The following is a 16525-nucleotide window of genomic DNA, read 5'->3' on the forward strand; positions in this document are numbered from 1 at the left end:
TAATTTATAGTCTAAAGACCAAAGTTTTAAAGCTATAAAGCTATTTTACAAGACACTTTACAACCTAATAAAAACTCTTCTTACCTACTGTCCTGTTTACATCAATAACATAAAACAATGCCTGAATATCATTCATGTGCAAGTTAAAGTCGGTAAATTCCGGGCTATCGTTAAGGGAGTGGCATGTAATAGTCCCCTCTTCAACATTATGGTCTATAATTTCTTTAAGCAGCGGCATTTTGCTTTGGGTAGTATAAATAACCCAGTACGGAAAATCGCGGTAACGCAGTTTGCCTTTCCAGTGATGGCGTTGCAGCTCGCGGGTAGAAACAATACTGTTTCGGGTAATGGCGTTGCTGCTGGCATCGTCCATGCTGTCGCCGTTTACGCGAAATGCCACATAACGCCCCTGCACAGGCTTATCTACAAGAATACCATGCTGACTAAGATCCATTAAAAAGTCGGCATCCTGATAAGCACTTAAAAACCCCGCCTGAACATTAAATTCGGCAAGCGGCATAAGCATATAATATTGCCCGTTAGGCAGTTCTATAAATTTATTGCCGTTTTTATTTTCAAAATCTTCGGTAAGCCTTACCACCTCCTGCTGCTTTACGGTTTTATGATACACAGCACCCGGTTCAAGCACTTTGTTTAATATTTCACTTTTAGATTTTGGTATGGGCCTCCCTTTTTCATAATTAATAATCGTTTCTCTGCTGGCACCTATTAAGTCTGCCAGCTCTTTCTGCGTAAGCCCAAGCTCTTCACGCTTTTGTTTAATTTCTAATCCGTCCATAATCAAAACTTTAGCTATAGCAAATTATAAACCTACACCAAAAGTGTAAAATTTAACATTGATTAATTTTGAAATGTGGAATATTCCACATAAATTTGCACTGTATTCAACAAAGGTAAATAAAATATGCGAAACTTAGACATCATATTAAAAGAAATTGTGGAACTAAGTGAAATAAAATCAGCATATAAACATTACTTAGCTTCAAACAGAAGTTTAACCGAAGTGGAAAATACCACACAGGTTCAGGCAAATAGGCGAATTATCACCAAAAGCATAGAGGCTTTATATATGGAGCTTTTAACCGAAAAAACGAAGTATAAAACACTGGTAAAAAGCAAAATAACAACCAAAACCATTACACATACAGCAGATGAAAAAAATGCAATACTCCACTTTAACCACGACAAGAGATTCACCATTACAGAGTAAAAAACCTAAAAAGCTCTTAAAACGCATCCGCGAATGCGAAAAACAAATTGAGAACTTTAAAACCCTGCCCTATTATACCATTTTTAAACAAAAGGCAGAACAACAGCATGACATACAAGCCGCAACCAAAAAACTGGAAAAGCTAAAACAAAAATATTATACCATCAGCCGGAATGTAAGATTATCGGCGTAAAAGCACAAGAATAGCATTCCCTCCTTTGGAGGGGTGGCTGAAAGCCGGGGTGGTTTACCCCCCCATTGCAACCACCCCACCCTGCGGGCACCCCTCCAAGGGAGGGAATGCTACCCAAAAACAAACCACCAACATCAAGATTTCATCTTTCAATTATTAAACAAAAAGATCATGACAATTAAAGGAACAATCGAAAACATTGAGTACCGCAACACAGCAGGCCACGAAAAAAAAGTAGTAACACTGGTGCCCGACCACAGACAAAAAGCCTTTGTAGAATTTAGAGGCAGAAGAATGGAAGACCTTGCCCCTTACAAAGAAAACGATGAAATTCAGGTAGCCGTAACCCTTGAAGGCAAAATATCTAAAAACAGCGGCATACAATACAACAATCTTGTAGTACAGGAAGTAGTAAGCATGTAATTTGGTTATTTGAGAATTTGGTTATCTGAAACTCAGCTAAATTACCACATCTCTTTTCAATTTTTGAATTATTCAATTTTAAACTTAAGATCATGGAAATCAACAGATCCAGACAGGAAGAATATACCCTTAAAATATTAGACCAGTTACAGCAGCTTTTTGAAGAAAGCAACGAAAACCGCATTAACATAGCCGATATGGAAGACAGCCAAAGCGCAGCCGACTTTTTTCACGCACTGGCAAACCTTGCGCCAACGGTTGTGTTTAGCAAACTCACCCAAAAGGAAATTGGCACTTTAGACTTTAACCATATAGCCAACAGGCTCTGCTTTGAGAATGCCTATATGAAGTAATCCGCTAATACGCGCATTTGGTTATTCGAAGCTCCATTGCAGGCAATAGTGACGTTTCGAATAACCATATCAACAAATCAATCAATTAAAATTTAGAAATCATGACTTACAAAATAAAAGGCATTATTACTGCCATAGGCGATATAAAAACAACAAAACTGGGCACAGCCGTACAGCAATTGCATTTTGAGCAGGAAACCGGCACTATATTTTACCCATCGGCATTAGGAACCAAAATTGAAATATTAAACGACTTTCTGCCCGGCGATGTTGCCGAATTAGAATTTCACATTTCCGGATCAAAAGGGACATACAACAACGTGATAATTGACAGCTTAGTAAGAGTATAATGAAAGATCCTGCTTTTCCGTTTTACGCCCAGGATTTTCTGGTGGGCACCATGCACATGACCTTTGAGGAAACGGGAGCTTACATAAAATTATTAGCCTATCAATGGACAAATAAAGGTATTTCTAAAAAAAGGCTTGGGTTTATTCTGGGTTCAGGATGGGAAACGGTCTGGTTATCCATTTCAGATAAATTTATCGAGAAAGACGGTATTATTTACAATCAGCGCCTTGAGGAAGAACGCGAAAAGAGGGCTGCCTTTAAACAAAAACAAAGTGAAAACGGACAAAAAGGCGGCAGGCCTAAAAAGAGTGCACCTTCTGATTATAAACAGGATAAAATACCAAAAGCACAATTAAAAAACCCTTCTAAAAGCCAAAAAAAGCCTTTAGAAGATGAAAATGAGAATGAATATGAAAGTGAATATGTAATTGATAATGGAAAAGAGGGTATGGGAGAAAAACCAAAAATCGTTTATCCGTTTGAAAGCGATGAATTCATCCGCCAATGGGAAGTATGGAAAAACTACCGTGCTAACGAAGACGGTTTTAAATACCGGTCTGTAACCAGCGAACAGGCGGCATTAACCAAACTGGGGAACCTGTCGCAATACAATCAGACCGAAGCCATAGCGATTATGCATCAGAGCATGGCCAACGGCTGGAAAGGATTTTTTGAAGTAAAGCAGCATGAAGCAAAACAATCTTCCGGAAAAAGCAAAACTATCTATAGCAGCAGTTTCAAAGGAAAAATTGCTGAGCGTTTACAGTCCGGTTAACTGTATGCAGCATGCCGGTAAGCTCACCTCTATCGAAGTTGCCATGAATGCCCCTGCCCCCACACTGGGCACCATACAGCGCGAAAAGAGCCGTGATTTTACAATAGGGCTTGTAATGGGGTGGCTGGTTTATCTAAACGATATACTCAACCTGAACAAGCCCATGACCGAAGACCAGATAGAACTGTGTGCCATAGAAGTAACCGATGAGTATTACAGCCTGAAGATGAGCGACCTCGCTTTTTTGTTCAGAAAGATAATTGCAGGGCATTACGGTGAGTTTTACGAAAGCCTTACCATATCTAAAATGCTAACGTTCTTTCGGGATTATTTTGACGAACGCTGCCAGTATGCTGAACAACAGGCCATGAGGCAGCACGCCGATTTTTCGGGACAGGACGAGTTTAACTACTCCCGTAACTTCCAGCGTATCTGGACAGCGAAGAGCAGGAAAAGTTAATTTGATTATTGTGGATTTGGTTATTTGTTCCTCTTCTGTCATTATGGGGAGGAACGACGAAGTAATCTATTACTCATCCCGATTTGTCATTTCGACCGGAATGCAATGGAGCGGAGAAATCTCTCTAACCCCGAGTGAAGCTCATTCCCCTCTTGAGAGGGGGTGCCGAAGGCGGGGTGGTTATACTCACATCGTCATTACGAGGAGGAACGACGAAGTAATCTTTTACTCATCTTGATTGTCGTCCTGACGATAGGAAGGATTTCTTTTATTTCAATACTTGATATGTAATTTAATCATTAAAAACAACTATAAAGTTGTTTATAGTATTGAAAACATCGTTAAAAACAACTAAAAAATTGTTTATAACTTAAAATTATTTAATATATTTGTGGCATGAAACAATATTAATATCCCCCATGCTCATATCGCAAGACAAAGGTGTCAAGATTTTCTTAGATGAGTTTAAGCAAAAACTAATAACTTTTGGCGTCTTTTTTGTTAGTCGACCAAAAAATTTACAAGCACTTGCGGATTTAGAAATCACTCCAAAATATCGAGAGCAAATACTGAAAGAACTCACTAATGAGGACTACTGCGAAGGCCCTCTAAATAATGATCAGTATGGTAATAATCCAATGTGGGTATTTGGAAAAATTATCAAAGGACAAGAACTTTATATTAAAATAACAACAGCAAATACTGCTATCTGCATATCATTTCATATTGCAGAATGGCAATTGACTTATCCATTAAAAAAAATGTCATGAAAAGTCCCATCACAGGTAAAGAAATGCAGTTGGTAATAACAAAAGAATCTTTAGATTTTAGAAAAGAAAGTTTTGAATATTACCATCATGGTTATCGTTGTGAAGACAGTGAAGAAATTTTCACAACAACTGAGTTAGATAATTTAAATATTGGTCAGGTATATAACCAGTATTTAGTAAAGTATAATATTCCATTCCCAGAAGACATAAAGGCAATCAGAAAAAAGTATGAGTTGCCTGCAAACAGAATGTCACTCGTTTTGGGTTTTGGAGTTAATACTTATCGTAATTATGAAAATGGAGAAGTTCCAAGTTTAGCAAATGCTAAGTTGATTCATTTGGCACAAAAACCTGAACAATTTAAAGATTTAGTAAATGAAAGTACAGATGTGTTCAATCCTCAAGAGAAAGATGACCTGATTAGTCGTATAGACTCTTTAATTCAAAAAGAAGCTAAAAATTATTTTTCATATGTTGAAAAATATATGTTAGGTAATCATACGAGAGATATATATTCTGGCTACAAAACACCTAATTTAGAAAAGTTAGGTGAAATGGTAGTTTTTTTTACAGAAAGGTTAAAACCATTCAAAACAGCTATGAATAAACTATTGTTTTATGCAGACTTTTTAAACTTTAGAAAATCATCGTTCTCAATAAGCGGTTTAAGATATGCAGCCATAGATAAAGGGCCTGTGCCAGATAATTTTCAAACTCTTTTTGATCACTTTGATAGAAATTCGATTATTACCGTGAAACATGAAGAGGTTGCCCCAGGATATTGGGGAGAAATATTTACACCCATTCCAAATCGAGTATTTAATAGCGAATTATTTAGTGAAGCTGAATTAGAAACCTTGGAACAAGTTTGTGAAAGATTCAAAAATGTTACGAGGGCTATAGATATAGTTAATTTGAGTCATGAAGAAGATGGTTGGATTATAAACTACAATGATGGTAAAAGATTAATCGAGTATGATTATGCTTTTAAATTAAAAAATATATAAATACCCATCCTGCCAGATGGGTATTTCAAAAATTATCACTCTTTCTTTTTCGCTTTTCCAACCTTAAAACAAAACTCTATAATTTTTAGGAGAAGTGTCAACACACTTATACCTAAGCTTAAAGTTTCTATTTCCATTTTGGCTATTTTTACCAAATCTCTATTGATTAACAACTACTTTAATCAGATGCTAAATTAATAATTTTCAGTATATTAAAATTATTTTTAGACATAGTGTTAATAAATATTTCCCCAAACCCGCCTCAATGAACGAAGCACAATCCCAAAAGGACGCTTCTTTGCATTTAGCCCCAACTAAAACCACCACCACCAAACGCGGTATAAAAAACCTGTATAACGAAGTTTACCCCGAGCAGGCATACAAACTATGCTTACTCGGTATGGAAGACCGCGACCTTGCCTCTTTTTTCGGCGTATGCCGTAAAACCATACATAACTGGAAGACCACCTACCCTGCCTTTGCCAATGCGGTTATGCAGGGCAAACGGGCTGCCGATATGGAAGTAGCCGCAAGTTTATACCAGGCAACGCTGGACAGGGTTATTACCACCAAACAGGCTATTAAATGCAAAGAGATTTATTATGACGACAACGGCAAACGCGTAGAGAAGGAACGCATAGAAATTGTGGACGTAGAAAAACACATTCCTGCCGATTTCCGCAGTCAGCAGTTCTGGCTCAAGAACCGCAACCCCAAATTGTGGAGCGACAAATACAGTGACGATGAGGATGCCGACCTCAAAGCCGTTACCTTAAACCTGGGCTCCGGCCTCGACCCCTATGCAACTGCTGATTAAGCAGGAACACGCCATTTATTTCCTAAAAGACAACGTAACCGAAGAGGTACTTTACGGCGGTGCTGCCGGTGGTGGCAAGAGTGCCCTGGGCTGCCTTTGGCTTATGGAAATGTGCCAGAAATACCCCGGCACACGCTGGCTTATGGGCAGGAGCAAGCTCAAAACCCTTAAGGAAACCACGCTCAACACCTTCTTTGAGCTGGCAACACTGCTAAAACTGGGCGGTCAGTTCAGTTACAGGTCGGCAGAGCATATTATATACTGGAAAAATGGCAGTGAAATCATTCTTAAAGACCTGTTTTTATATCCGTCAGATCCTAATTTTGACAGTTTAGGATCGCTCGAAATCACGGGGGCTTTTATTGACGAATGCAGTCAGGTAGCGTATCCGGCATGGCAAATCGTGAAATCGAGGATACGCTACAAACTCAATGAGTATAGCCTCATCCCTAAAATGCTGGGCAGTTGCAACCCCGCCAAAAACTGGACGTACAAAGAATTTTATAAAACCACCCGCGAAGGCAGGCTTGCCCCCTACCGCAGGTTTATACAGTCGTTACCAACAGACAATCCGCACCTGCATCCCAGTTATTTGCAATCGTTGTTACGACTGGATAAGAATAGCCGCGAACGCCTCTACTTCGGCAATTGGGAGTATGACGACGACCCCGCCACGCTGATAGACCACGACAGTATTGCCGACTACTTCTCTCCTACCCATCTTTCGCCGACAGGCGTAAAATACATGACTATAGATGTGGCACGTAAGGGTAAGGATAAAACGGTTTTCCGTATCTGGCACGGGTGGCTTTGCATAAAGCGCGAATCGATTGCCAAAAGCGGACTCGATGTTGTGGTTGGGAGGGCTAAAATATTACAGGCAAAATATGGCATTGCCCTATCTAACATTATTGCCGATGAAGACGGTGTGGGTGGTGGTGTAGTCGATTTCCTGAAATGCAAAGGCTTTGTAAACAATTCGTCTCCCCTTGATATGAAAGAGGGCGGTGTATATGTAAAACCCAATTTTGACAATTTAAAAAGCCAGTGTTCTATAAAAATGGCAGAAATGATAACCAATAGGCTTACCGGCGAATTGTGTGACGACGACCTTGTGCGCCAGACCACAGCCGAAGAAATGGAACAGGTAAAACTAAAAGATATTGATAAAGACAGCCGGAAAGGTATTATTGCCAAAGAACGCATTAAAGAACTCATCGGTCGCTCTCCCGACGAATGGGACAGCATTATGATGCGCTACTGGTTTGCCTTACGAAAAGATTATAGTGCGAGGGTGAGAGTAGCCCCCTAACCCCAAAGGGGGAATTCATACTCAAACCTTTAGTATTTACTAATGGTATCCCTCCCTCATTATATTCATGATTGGCAATTCCCCTCCTTTGGATGGGTGGCTAAAAGCCGGGGTGGTTTACACTTTATAGAACCACCCCACCCTACGGGCACCTCTCCAAAGGAAGGGAATTTGGAACTCGCGGAGCAAAGAAGGGAAACAGAGATTTCTCCACTATGTTTCATTACGGTCGAAATGACAAAGACGTGAAACAAATAACCAGATAAACATATAAAACAAATCCACGTTAGATGAAAAACATAACCCTTAAACAATATACCCGCTTGCGGGATACACTGGTATATGACAGTATTCTGGAGCACCTGAACCCCAAAAACAGCTTCGCAGGGCATAGTATGAATATCTATGCTATGCCCTATGCCAACGTAAAATACTGCATTAGGCTGCTGCCTAAAATAAACAGCTGGCAAAACGTACAGCAATTGTTTGAAATTTGCTTTGATATTACAGAGCAAGCTTTCTGGAAAGCATCTATAATTGATTTTTTCGCCGCTAAAAGATTCATGATCGCAGCGTTTGAAAACATTATAGCTACCGAAAACAAACTACTCGCCAGTATGAGTACCGATGGCCATTTATGGGAAATGGCAGGTGCCGATAAGCTGAAACCCTATAGCGACACGCTTCCGTTACTGCAACTGGGCAGGCTGTTTGGGCAATATCCTTTTGACCTTGGCCGTAAACCCTACAGCGAAATATTCAGCCTGCTGGCACAAACCAAAGCCCAGAATGAAGTGGAAACGGAGTATCAGAAGATAAGCAGGCAGTGATTAGCTTACTTCAGGTGAATTTGGCCTCTGTGAATTTGGTTATTTCAAGCTTCACTCAAACAAATAATCTAATCCCAACCAGATACTATAGATTTTATCGCTGCTGTCATTCTGAGCGAAGTGCAGCGTAGTCGAAGAATCTCTTATAATCCCATTAAAATCGACTTAGATTTTTCGGTTTCATTTCATTCCGCTCAAAATGACAAACAATACAGATATAGCCACAGTGGCTTCCCCTACTTTGGAGGGGTGGCTGAAAGCCGGGGTGGTTTACACTCTATACAACCACCCCACCCTACGGGCATTTCTTCTAAGGAGGATAAACAGAGATTTCTCCACTACGTTTCACTACGGTCGAAATGATAACCGGTACAAAACAAATAACCAAACCAACATATTAAACAAATAGACAACAAAAAATGAAAGACATAGTACGCATACTCGAAAACATTGCCCTGAGTAATAACCTAAACTACCATTACGGCAAAAAGGCAGCTCTTAACCTGCTGGACGGTTCTGCAGATGCCAACATTACCTATTTACTGCACGAATTTACCAACCGTAAAAGCGAGTATAACGACAGCGGCACCCTGATTGTTGCTGCCAATTATGAAGGTAAATTCTTTTTGGTAAAACAAAGCGATCTCGACCAGAACTATTTCTCCGAAACAGGTGAACAGGAAACATCTAAATATACTCAAAACATAGAACCGCTATTGCAGGTATTTAAAACCATAGGCAACAGCCTCGCCTGCCAGGGCATTGAAGTAAACCAATGGGACAATATAGATGTTACCGATGCACTCGATGCCAACATGGATGGTTTGCTGTGCAGTTATAAACTTCGCATACCGGCAAATTATGAGTAACACTACGGCTATACTCGCAAAAGAATTTGCCAGCCTTAAAAACGAGCTTATCGCGAAATACGATGAGCTAGGCATGCGGGCATCGGGACAGTGGGCGGACAGCCTTTCTGTAGCTATAGAAGGTAACAATGCAGAACTTTTGCATGCTGAATACGGCGAACAGCTTGAATATGGACGAAAACCCGGCAAACAACCCCCAAGTGAAGCTATTGAGCAATGGATAAAAGACAAAGGCATAGCTGCTCGTATAGAGGGCAATATATCTGTGAGTAGTCTTGCCTACCTTATTGCCCGAAAAATAGGCCGTGAGGGCTGGAACAGGCAGCAATACGGCGGCACAAAGCTAATTAGCAGTGTGGTAACGCCCGAGCGTATTCAGAAGATAATTGACAAAGTAGGCGAAAGCGAACTTAAAAATTTTACAGATAAGATTTCGGAATACCTAAACTCCCTGCAGGCATGATAAAATTTGTGAACGACATAGATAAAGATAAGCTTCGTATGGCTTACAACAACGATATATTGCGTTTTTACAGCGATAGCACCGTTACTGCATCCTATGCCGATGTGGTATTAAAAGAAAGCGGACTTTTTGCTACACTAAACCCGCCCATATTATTTTCGGTACGTTTGTACCCCAATCCGCAGGGGCATTTTTACATAAACCTGCAGCCTTATGTAGCAGCGGTTATAAACACTCATAATTTTGAAGACACACTGCAAACCGAACTGGAAAGTGCCAGCCCCGATTCGTTTTTATATGGCTATACCAGCGGCACCTATCTTAATGGTTCTCTTAGCATAACCATAACCCATACCGACACCACTACAACAGCCTCTAATTATGGACTGGCATGGCTGGCAGCAGCTCAGCAATGGGGTAATTATAACCGTATTGCAAAAACCGATCTGCTGCTGCTTACCCCTCCTAAGAAAGATTCGCTTAATGATAGTTACAGTAAATATTGGCAGGGTTATCCGTTTGATGTATCTTTTATGGTTCCGTCAGGCATTTTCAGGTCCGGAATAGCACTGAAAAATGAAACTAACGGGTTAAGCTATACTTTCCCGTTTTCAGCAGGAACAATTAATCGTTTGGTGTTTTCAGACGGGCGCACCGATGAAACGCTTGAAACCGTGCTGCCACTTACCGAAGGACAAAACAGGATTAGCATTACCAACAGCAGTAAGCAAAAATGGTTGTGGTTAGAAAAAATACCCTACCGTTGCGGTGTATATTTAAAGTGGCTTAATGCCTGGGGCGGATACAGCTATTGGCTATTTGAAGACACGTATGCTATAGACAGGGCTGTTAAATATATGGGCGAAATAGATAGTGATAATGCCAATTTAGAGAACAGCTTTGGGCGAACCCGCCAAATAGGCAAAGAAAGCCAGGATACCTTTAAAATTATTGCCGAACTGCTTACCGAAGAAGAAAGCAGCATTGTAGAAGGAATATTAGACAGTCCGAAAATTTACCTTTTTACCGGACAGCCTTTTGCAAAAAGCAGTTACCGCGACTGGATAGAAGTTACCCTGAAAACAAGCGGGGCACGTATTAAAAATCCTAAACAGCCATTAACCAACTTTAGCTTTGATATAGAGCTGCCTATGAGGTTTACACAAATGCTTTAGCCATAAAAACTAATATTACATTATAAACCAGTTTTTTACGATGATTTAATATTATACTCCCTCAAGACTTCTGCTAACCTCATCTTAATGCCACTCTTACTATATATAAACGGACAGCTTGCCGATCTGGAAGCCGGGCAGGTTATTGCCCAGACAAAACAGGTTAACGACCTGAACAGCCTTGACAACAGGCAGGCGAATTATACTAATAAATTCAAGCTGCCAAAAACGGCAACCAATATCCGTATCATGAATTTTTTAACCTTGGCGGGAAACGGATCGAACATACCTTATCAAAAGAATGAATGCAGCCTTTACAGCGATACAGGCGAATGCTTTGTATATAATGGCTGGGCAGTAGTTACCGATGGCGGCGACAGTTACGATGCCGTTGTGTATGATGGTATTATAGACCTGTATAAAGAAATAGAGAATAAAAATATTTCTACAATAGACCTTACTGCACTTAAGCACACTAAAAATCTGAGTTCGGTAATACAGTCATGGAATGAAGGTTTAGATTTAAAATACAGGTACATACTTGCCGATTATAACGGTAAAACGGGATATACGGTGATTAACGGTCAGCCGCGCATAAACGTAGATTACCTTGTACCATCTGTAAATGTAGCCTGGTTATGGCACCAGATAATTACTAAAACCTATGGCATAACCTATACCGGATCTGTTTTTAATACACAGGAATTTAAAAACCTATGGATGACCTACCCAAAAGGTGTAACAACTCAGGATGAAGGCACAGAGGTTTTTACAAGTTCTGAATTTACAAACTCTAATGCCCCATTTATTGATTCTGATGATAGTTACTGGCGAACCCTGCTTTTAAAATATACCACAGAAAATGACGACTATTTACAGTACTTTGAAGCCGACCCTCTTAATTTTAAATTAAGAGCTAAGGAATCAGGTAATTACAGACTCAACATTTCCTGCAACATCAATACTAAAGATAGCGTACGGTTATTTATTAGTAAAAACGTAAACAGCAATAATAACAACGATCTTGCTTTGGTTACCGAGTTTAAAGTACTGGCAACCAACCTTGCTAAAAATACCGATTTTGAAACCGAAATAGTTTTTCCTCTTACTGCCGGAGAAAGTATTAGCCTTTTAATGAGGCATCCTAATGGTACACAGCATGCTGTTAGAAGAAATGGCGATTCTTCCATCGAATTGACCATCAATAAAATAAACTATGCAGACATTAGCTTTAATGATGCCTTTGCCGATTTTTCTGTAAAAGATTTCCTTTCTGAAGTGATACACCGTTTTGGTCTCACCCTGTTTAAAAACAAGTACAACAATAACTATGAGTTTTTAACCCTTCAGGAAATTTTGCAATCTCCCAATCCGGTAGACCTTAGCCGCAGGTTTGTAAAGAAGATATCCGAAAATTACATTTATGGCAGCTATGCCCAAAATAACTGGTTCAGGTACAATTACAATGATAAAGAAAACAATCACTATGATAGTGCAATACAAATAGACAACGTTAATCTACCCGAATCAAAAGACATTATAAAATCTAAAATATACAGTCCTGAAAAACAAAAATCAGGTTTTATGCAGCGAAGCGGCAATGTATATAAATTATGGGAAAAAGAAATTGATGATGACCCCGAAGAAGGTGAAGACCCGATAAAATACAAAGCACTTGATAAACGCTTTTATTTTTTAAGGGCAGAATATGTACACCAGAACATTAACCTGTTTTTTGATGAAACGCAGGAAACCGGTATAAGTAATAAGTATTATGCTGAAAGCTACTGGAAGCTGCCCTTTTATGATATTATAGCAGGTTACTATAACCCTGTTAACCAAATTTTAAGCAAGGCACAGGTGGTTACCGCAGAGTTGTATTTAACCGATGCCGATGTAGCCGGTTTCGATTTTAGGAAACTATATTACCTGGAGCAGTTTGGAGCTTACTTTATTATGAATAAAATAAGCAATTACATATCAGGCAAACCCGTAAAATGCGAAATGATACGCATAATGCCCGATGCTGCTGATTTAGAACAGCAACTGCCGGTTACCATAAACAAGGTAACAACTGCCAATTATGCTGCCGATGTATTTTTCACTGTAGCCGAAGGTGTTACAAACCTTACCGTTACCGCAGAAAATGATAATGGTACTTTAGTAATAAACCAGTCTGTAAATGTAACCATGACCCCTGTGCGGTTAAGTTTCAGCATTGCTTCAGGTTACAAAATAAAAATGCAGGCAGGTGGTTACACTACCTCGGCGGTTACCATTTATATTCCGTCCTATCAAACCATAATTGTATCCTGATGAGAAACATACAGCACATAAAGCCCAGCATAGACTTTGGTTTTGGGGCAACTCAAAAAAGAGAAGAAACCTATACACCGGTTACCCTTTGGCTTTCTACCCTTTACAACACCTCTGCCTATACTTTTGAGGTACTGTTTCCGCCATCGGGTGGCAGCCTTCAGAAAATATCCGATTACGAATATCGCATAACATATGTTGATTCGGGCACCTATGAAATTAGTATGGCAGTAACCCAAAAAGCCACAGGCATACGCCTGGTGAGCAATCCTGTAACCCTAACAATTTACTAAAATGGCAAAGAAAAAAATAACCCTTGCAAAACTTGACATAGATACAGATAAGCTGATTAAAGCGGCAAAAAAAAGTAAAGAGGTAATAGAAGAACTAAAAGAAGAGCTTATAAACCTTCAATATGCCGGACAAGGAGCTTCCCAACAATTTCAAAGTAACTATGAAGATTTAAAAGAACTTACCAAAGCATTTGAAGAGCAGATTAAAACCATTAAACAACAAATTGAGAAGAATGAAGACTTAGCAGATTCACAAAAAACCATAAAAAAGGAGCTTCAAAATACCATAGAGGCCAACAAAAATTTAGCGAATAGCTATACCAGCGTTGCAACTTCATCGGCTTCAGCATTACAGGAGCTTGACAATGCTGCTATAGATGCCCTGCATACTATTGCAACACTCAATTCAGGCTTAACAGAAAACAAAAACCTGATGGCGCAAAGCGGTGAGAGTACTAAAACCAACGCAAAAACCTTTGATGAATATAAAACTCAGGTAGCCGACTCGTTTAACCAGATCAATCTTTTTAACGGGGGCATTGGTGGCCTTATAAGCCGGGCGGAAGAAGCAGGCGGTGCAGGACCCTTATTAAAAACGGCTTTTAGTGGTATTGCACAGGGTATTGGCGGAATGACAAAAGCCGCAATTACTTTTGCAGCAAACCCAATGGGGCTTATACTTACGGCAATAAGCGCAGCACTTAGCGGAGTAATAAGTTACTTTAAAGATACTCAGGAAGGTATAGATGCCGTAACTGCCGTAACACGTCCGCTGCAATCGGTATTTAGTGCATTAATGGGTGTTGCACAAAACGTAGGCAAATTTTTGATAAATGCGTTTTCAAGTCCTAAAAAAGCAATGGGAGACCTTTATGAGTTTGTAAAACAAAACCTTATAAACAGGTTTACAGCCTTCGGAACCATACTGGAAGGAATTATGGAGCTTGATTTTAAAAAAATCAGCAATGGTGTATTGCAGGCGGGCACAGGTGTAGAAGATGTAATTGGCAAAACCCAGAAGGCGGCACAAAATACAGGCGCCTTTTTTGACGAAGCCATAAAACGCGGACAGGAAATAGATAAACTGCAAAAAGAACTGGACAAAAGCCAGGCAGATTATACAAAAAAAATGAGTGAGCTTAGTACACAGCTTGATGCCCAGAAAAGTATTGCAGATGATACTAACCTTAGCAATGCCGAAAGAGAAAAGGCCGCCATTAAAGCTCTTGAACTGGCAAAGGAGCAGAATACACTGGCTATAGCCCGAATGGATACAGAAATTAAAATTAAAAAATTAAAATTAGAACAAAATGGCCTGACAGATGAGGAAAATAAGGAAATTGCCGAGATGGAGGCAAAACGCAATGAAGCCTATGCGGCAAATGTAACTGCAGAAAAAGGATTTCAGGATAAAATAGACAGCATTCGTGAAGACGCACATAAAAAAGAATTGGCCAGAAGGCAAAAATTGCTGGACGATGCACTGGCTAAACAAAAACAGATGCTGGATCTGTACGTTTCAGAAAATAATAGTAAAGCAAAAAATCTTAAAGAGGCTCTTGATTATGAAAATAACGTTGCCTCACAATCTTTAGCTATAGCTAAAACACAGCTTGAGCAAAAAAAAATAAACGAAACTGAGTACAAAACTATTTCTAATAATATTGAGCAGACGCGCCTTAACAATATACTGCAGCACAATCTTGAGCATGGCAGAGCAATGATTAACGCCGAAATTGCAAAATCAAAAAGTTTATTTAATACCTCAGAAAAACTAACTCAGGATATTGTTGATAAGCAAAAGCAAAGCCTTGACAAGATTCATAACATGAAGCTTGAACAGCTTGCCAAAGAAAAAGGGCTGCAGGGTGAAGAACTCAATATAACAGCAGAAAATTTAGCCACAGCTACTACTCAGCAATTAGAATATTATACCGAAAAACTGAAGCTTGATGAAGAATATGGCAACCAGAAAAAAGAGGTTGAAGATACTTTTAAAAATCAGGAGGAAACTGAAAAACAAAGAATTGAACAGGAAAAAGCAGAAAAAGCGGCTGAAGATCTTGAAAATAACCAAACCGAATATGAAAAGAAAGTAGCCTTAGAAGATGAAAGAGCAAATGCTGAAAAAGCTAAATACGACCAATGGGAAAAAGATGGTGTAATAACGCACGCAGAAGCAGAACTGCGTAAACAGGAAACTGATGAAGAAAGTGCCCGGATAAAAAGAAAACTGCTGCTTGAAAATGCGCAGACACAGCTTGGTACTATGCAAAGCGTTGCTGACGCCTTAACCCAGGCATTCGGACAGTCTAAAGAGCTGGCTATAGCACAGGCAACCATGAATGCCGGACAGGCCATACTTTCAATCTGGTCCGGTACCATTACCTCAAATCCATTGATTGATGCTGCTTTAAAAGCTGCACTTACTGCTTCTACCGCTGTAAAAACAGCCAAACAGATAAAGGAAATAAAAAGCGCTAAAAAACCTAAAAGCCCAAAATTTGCGCAGGGAGGTTTAATGCCTGTAGGCGGCAACAGGCACAGTGCAGGCGGAACCCTTTTTACCGGAGCCGACGGAACACAGTTTGAAGCCGAACAAGGTGAGCTTATTGGTGTTATGAACCGCAATGCCGCACGGCATTTTATGGCATTTAACAATGCATTCCCTGCCGGAGGGGCATCTGCACCAAATTACTTTGCAGGCGGTGGAATTGTATCGCGCGAAATAGCCCCGCAAAGCCTTAACACCGATGAGCTTGCCATGAAAATAGCCAACGCCAACAGGCTGATTCCTGCTCCAGTTGTAGCAGTACAGGATATAGTTACGCAGGGCAACAGTTATGTACAGGTAAGGGAAGCTGCCAATTTTTAAAAAAAAATGCTC

18 protein-coding genes are annotated in these 16525 nt (G+C 39.9%); 17 read left to right on the top strand and 1 reads right to left on the bottom strand.

All coding sequences use genetic code 11. The features are described 5' to 3' along the window. Positions 1 to 64 precede the first annotated feature (64 nt). Positions 65 to 799 carry a helix-turn-helix transcriptional regulator gene (locus tag NHE85_RS05375; protein WP_252810397.1) on the bottom strand — a complete coding sequence of 245 codons (735 nt, stop codon included), beginning with the start codon at positions 797 to 799 and terminating at the stop codon, positions 65 to 67. A gap of 126 nt (positions 800 to 925) precedes the next feature. Here NHE85_RS05375 and NHE85_RS05380 point away from each other — a divergent pair, with 126 nt between their 5' ends. The 17 genes from NHE85_RS05380 (at position 926) to NHE85_RS05460 (ending at position 16513) form a co-directional block, all read left to right on the top strand. After that, positions 926 to 1231 (top strand): hypothetical protein, encoded by a 306-nt coding sequence (locus tag NHE85_RS05380; RefSeq protein ID WP_252810399.1) that lies wholly within the window; start codon positions 926 to 928, stop codon positions 1229 to 1231. Between the two features lie 364 nt (positions 1232 to 1595). Further along, positions 1596 to 1847 carry a hypothetical protein gene (locus tag NHE85_RS05385; RefSeq protein WP_252810400.1) on the top strand — a complete coding sequence of 84 codons (252 nt, stop codon included), beginning with the start codon at positions 1596 to 1598 and terminating at the stop codon, positions 1845 to 1847. A 92-nt stretch (positions 1848 to 1939) separates the two neighbouring features. Further along, positions 1940 to 2200, top strand: a complete 261-nt coding sequence (locus NHE85_RS05390; protein ID WP_252810401.1) for a hypothetical protein — start codon at positions 1940 to 1942, stop codon at positions 2198 to 2200. 101 nt (positions 2201 to 2301) lie between these two features. Further along, positions 2302 to 2550, top strand: coding sequence for a hypothetical protein (locus tag NHE85_RS05395; protein ID WP_252810402.1), 249 nt, complete (start codon positions 2302 to 2304; stop codon positions 2548 to 2550). Continuing rightward, complete coding sequence (locus tag NHE85_RS05400) at positions 2550 to 3326, top strand: DUF1376 domain-containing protein (protein WP_252810404.1); 777 nt, start codon at positions 2550 to 2552, stop codon at positions 3324 to 3326. The genes NHE85_RS05395 and NHE85_RS05400 overlap by 1 nt, the downstream gene beginning before the upstream one ends. After that, a complete protein-coding gene (locus NHE85_RS05405; protein WP_252810407.1) occupies positions 3301 to 3786 on the top strand; it encodes a hypothetical protein in 486 nt (161 codons plus the stop codon). The genes NHE85_RS05400 and NHE85_RS05405 overlap by 26 nt, the downstream gene beginning before the upstream one ends. 389 nt (positions 3787 to 4175) lie before the next feature. Continuing rightward, a complete protein-coding gene (locus NHE85_RS05410) occupies positions 4176 to 4556 on the top strand; it encodes a hypothetical protein (RefSeq protein ID WP_252810409.1) in 381 nt (126 codons plus the stop codon). Then, positions 4553 to 5563 carry a type II toxin-antitoxin system antitoxin SocA domain-containing protein gene (locus NHE85_RS05415; protein ID WP_252810410.1) on the top strand — a complete coding sequence of 337 codons (1011 nt, stop codon included), beginning with the start codon at positions 4553 to 4555 and terminating at the stop codon, positions 5561 to 5563. The genes NHE85_RS05410 and NHE85_RS05415 overlap by 4 nt, the downstream gene beginning before the upstream one ends. Positions 5564 to 5828: 265 nt before the next feature. After that, positions 5829 to 6380: a hypothetical protein gene (locus NHE85_RS05420; protein ID WP_252810412.1), complete on the top strand. Its 552-nt coding sequence runs from the start codon at positions 5829 to 5831 to the stop codon at positions 6378 to 6380. Beyond that, positions 6364 to 7692 (top strand): phage terminase large subunit, encoded by a 1329-nt coding sequence (locus NHE85_RS05425; RefSeq protein ID WP_252810413.1) that lies wholly within the window; start codon positions 6364 to 6366, stop codon positions 7690 to 7692. The genes NHE85_RS05420 and NHE85_RS05425 overlap by 17 nt, the downstream gene beginning before the upstream one ends. Positions 7693 to 7982: 290 nt before the next feature. After that, complete coding sequence (locus NHE85_RS05430; protein ID WP_252810414.1) at positions 7983 to 8522, top strand: hypothetical protein; 540 nt, start codon at positions 7983 to 7985, stop codon at positions 8520 to 8522. A gap of 419 nt (positions 8523 to 8941) precedes the next feature. Continuing rightward, on the top strand, positions 8942 to 9391 hold the full coding sequence (locus NHE85_RS05435; RefSeq protein ID WP_252810416.1) for a hypothetical protein: 450 nt from the start codon (positions 8942 to 8944) through the stop codon (positions 9389 to 9391). Next, the gene (locus NHE85_RS05440) at positions 9384 to 9854 is read left to right on the top strand and encodes a hypothetical protein (protein ID WP_252810418.1); all 471 of its coding nucleotides are present in this window, start codon (positions 9384 to 9386) and stop codon (positions 9852 to 9854) included. The genes NHE85_RS05435 and NHE85_RS05440 overlap by 8 nt, the downstream gene beginning before the upstream one ends. Beyond that, entirely contained in the window at positions 9851 to 11029 is a 1179-nt protein-coding gene (locus NHE85_RS05445) for a hypothetical protein (protein WP_252810421.1), read from the top strand. The genes NHE85_RS05440 and NHE85_RS05445 overlap by 4 nt, the downstream gene beginning before the upstream one ends. An 87-nt stretch (positions 11030 to 11116) precedes the next feature. Next, on the top strand, positions 11117 to 13345 hold the full coding sequence (locus tag NHE85_RS05450; protein WP_252810423.1) for a hypothetical protein: 2229 nt from the start codon (positions 11117 to 11119) through the stop codon (positions 13343 to 13345). Beyond that, the gene (locus NHE85_RS05455) at positions 13345 to 13638 is read left to right on the top strand and encodes a hypothetical protein (RefSeq protein ID WP_252810425.1); all 294 of its coding nucleotides are present in this window, start codon (positions 13345 to 13347) and stop codon (positions 13636 to 13638) included. The genes NHE85_RS05450 and NHE85_RS05455 overlap by 1 nt, the downstream gene beginning before the upstream one ends. A 1-nt stretch (position 13639) precedes the next feature. Further along, positions 13640 to 16513, top strand: coding sequence for a hypothetical protein (locus NHE85_RS05460; protein ID WP_252810426.1), 2874 nt, complete (start codon positions 13640 to 13642; stop codon positions 16511 to 16513). The last annotated feature ends 12 nt before the right edge of the window (positions 16514 to 16525 follow it).

Origin of the sequence: Flavobacterium sp. NRK1 (genome assembly GCF_024054175.1) — a bacterium.
In the GTDB taxonomy this organism is placed as follows: domain Bacteria; phylum Bacteroidota; class Bacteroidia; order Flavobacteriales; family Flavobacteriaceae; genus Flavobacterium.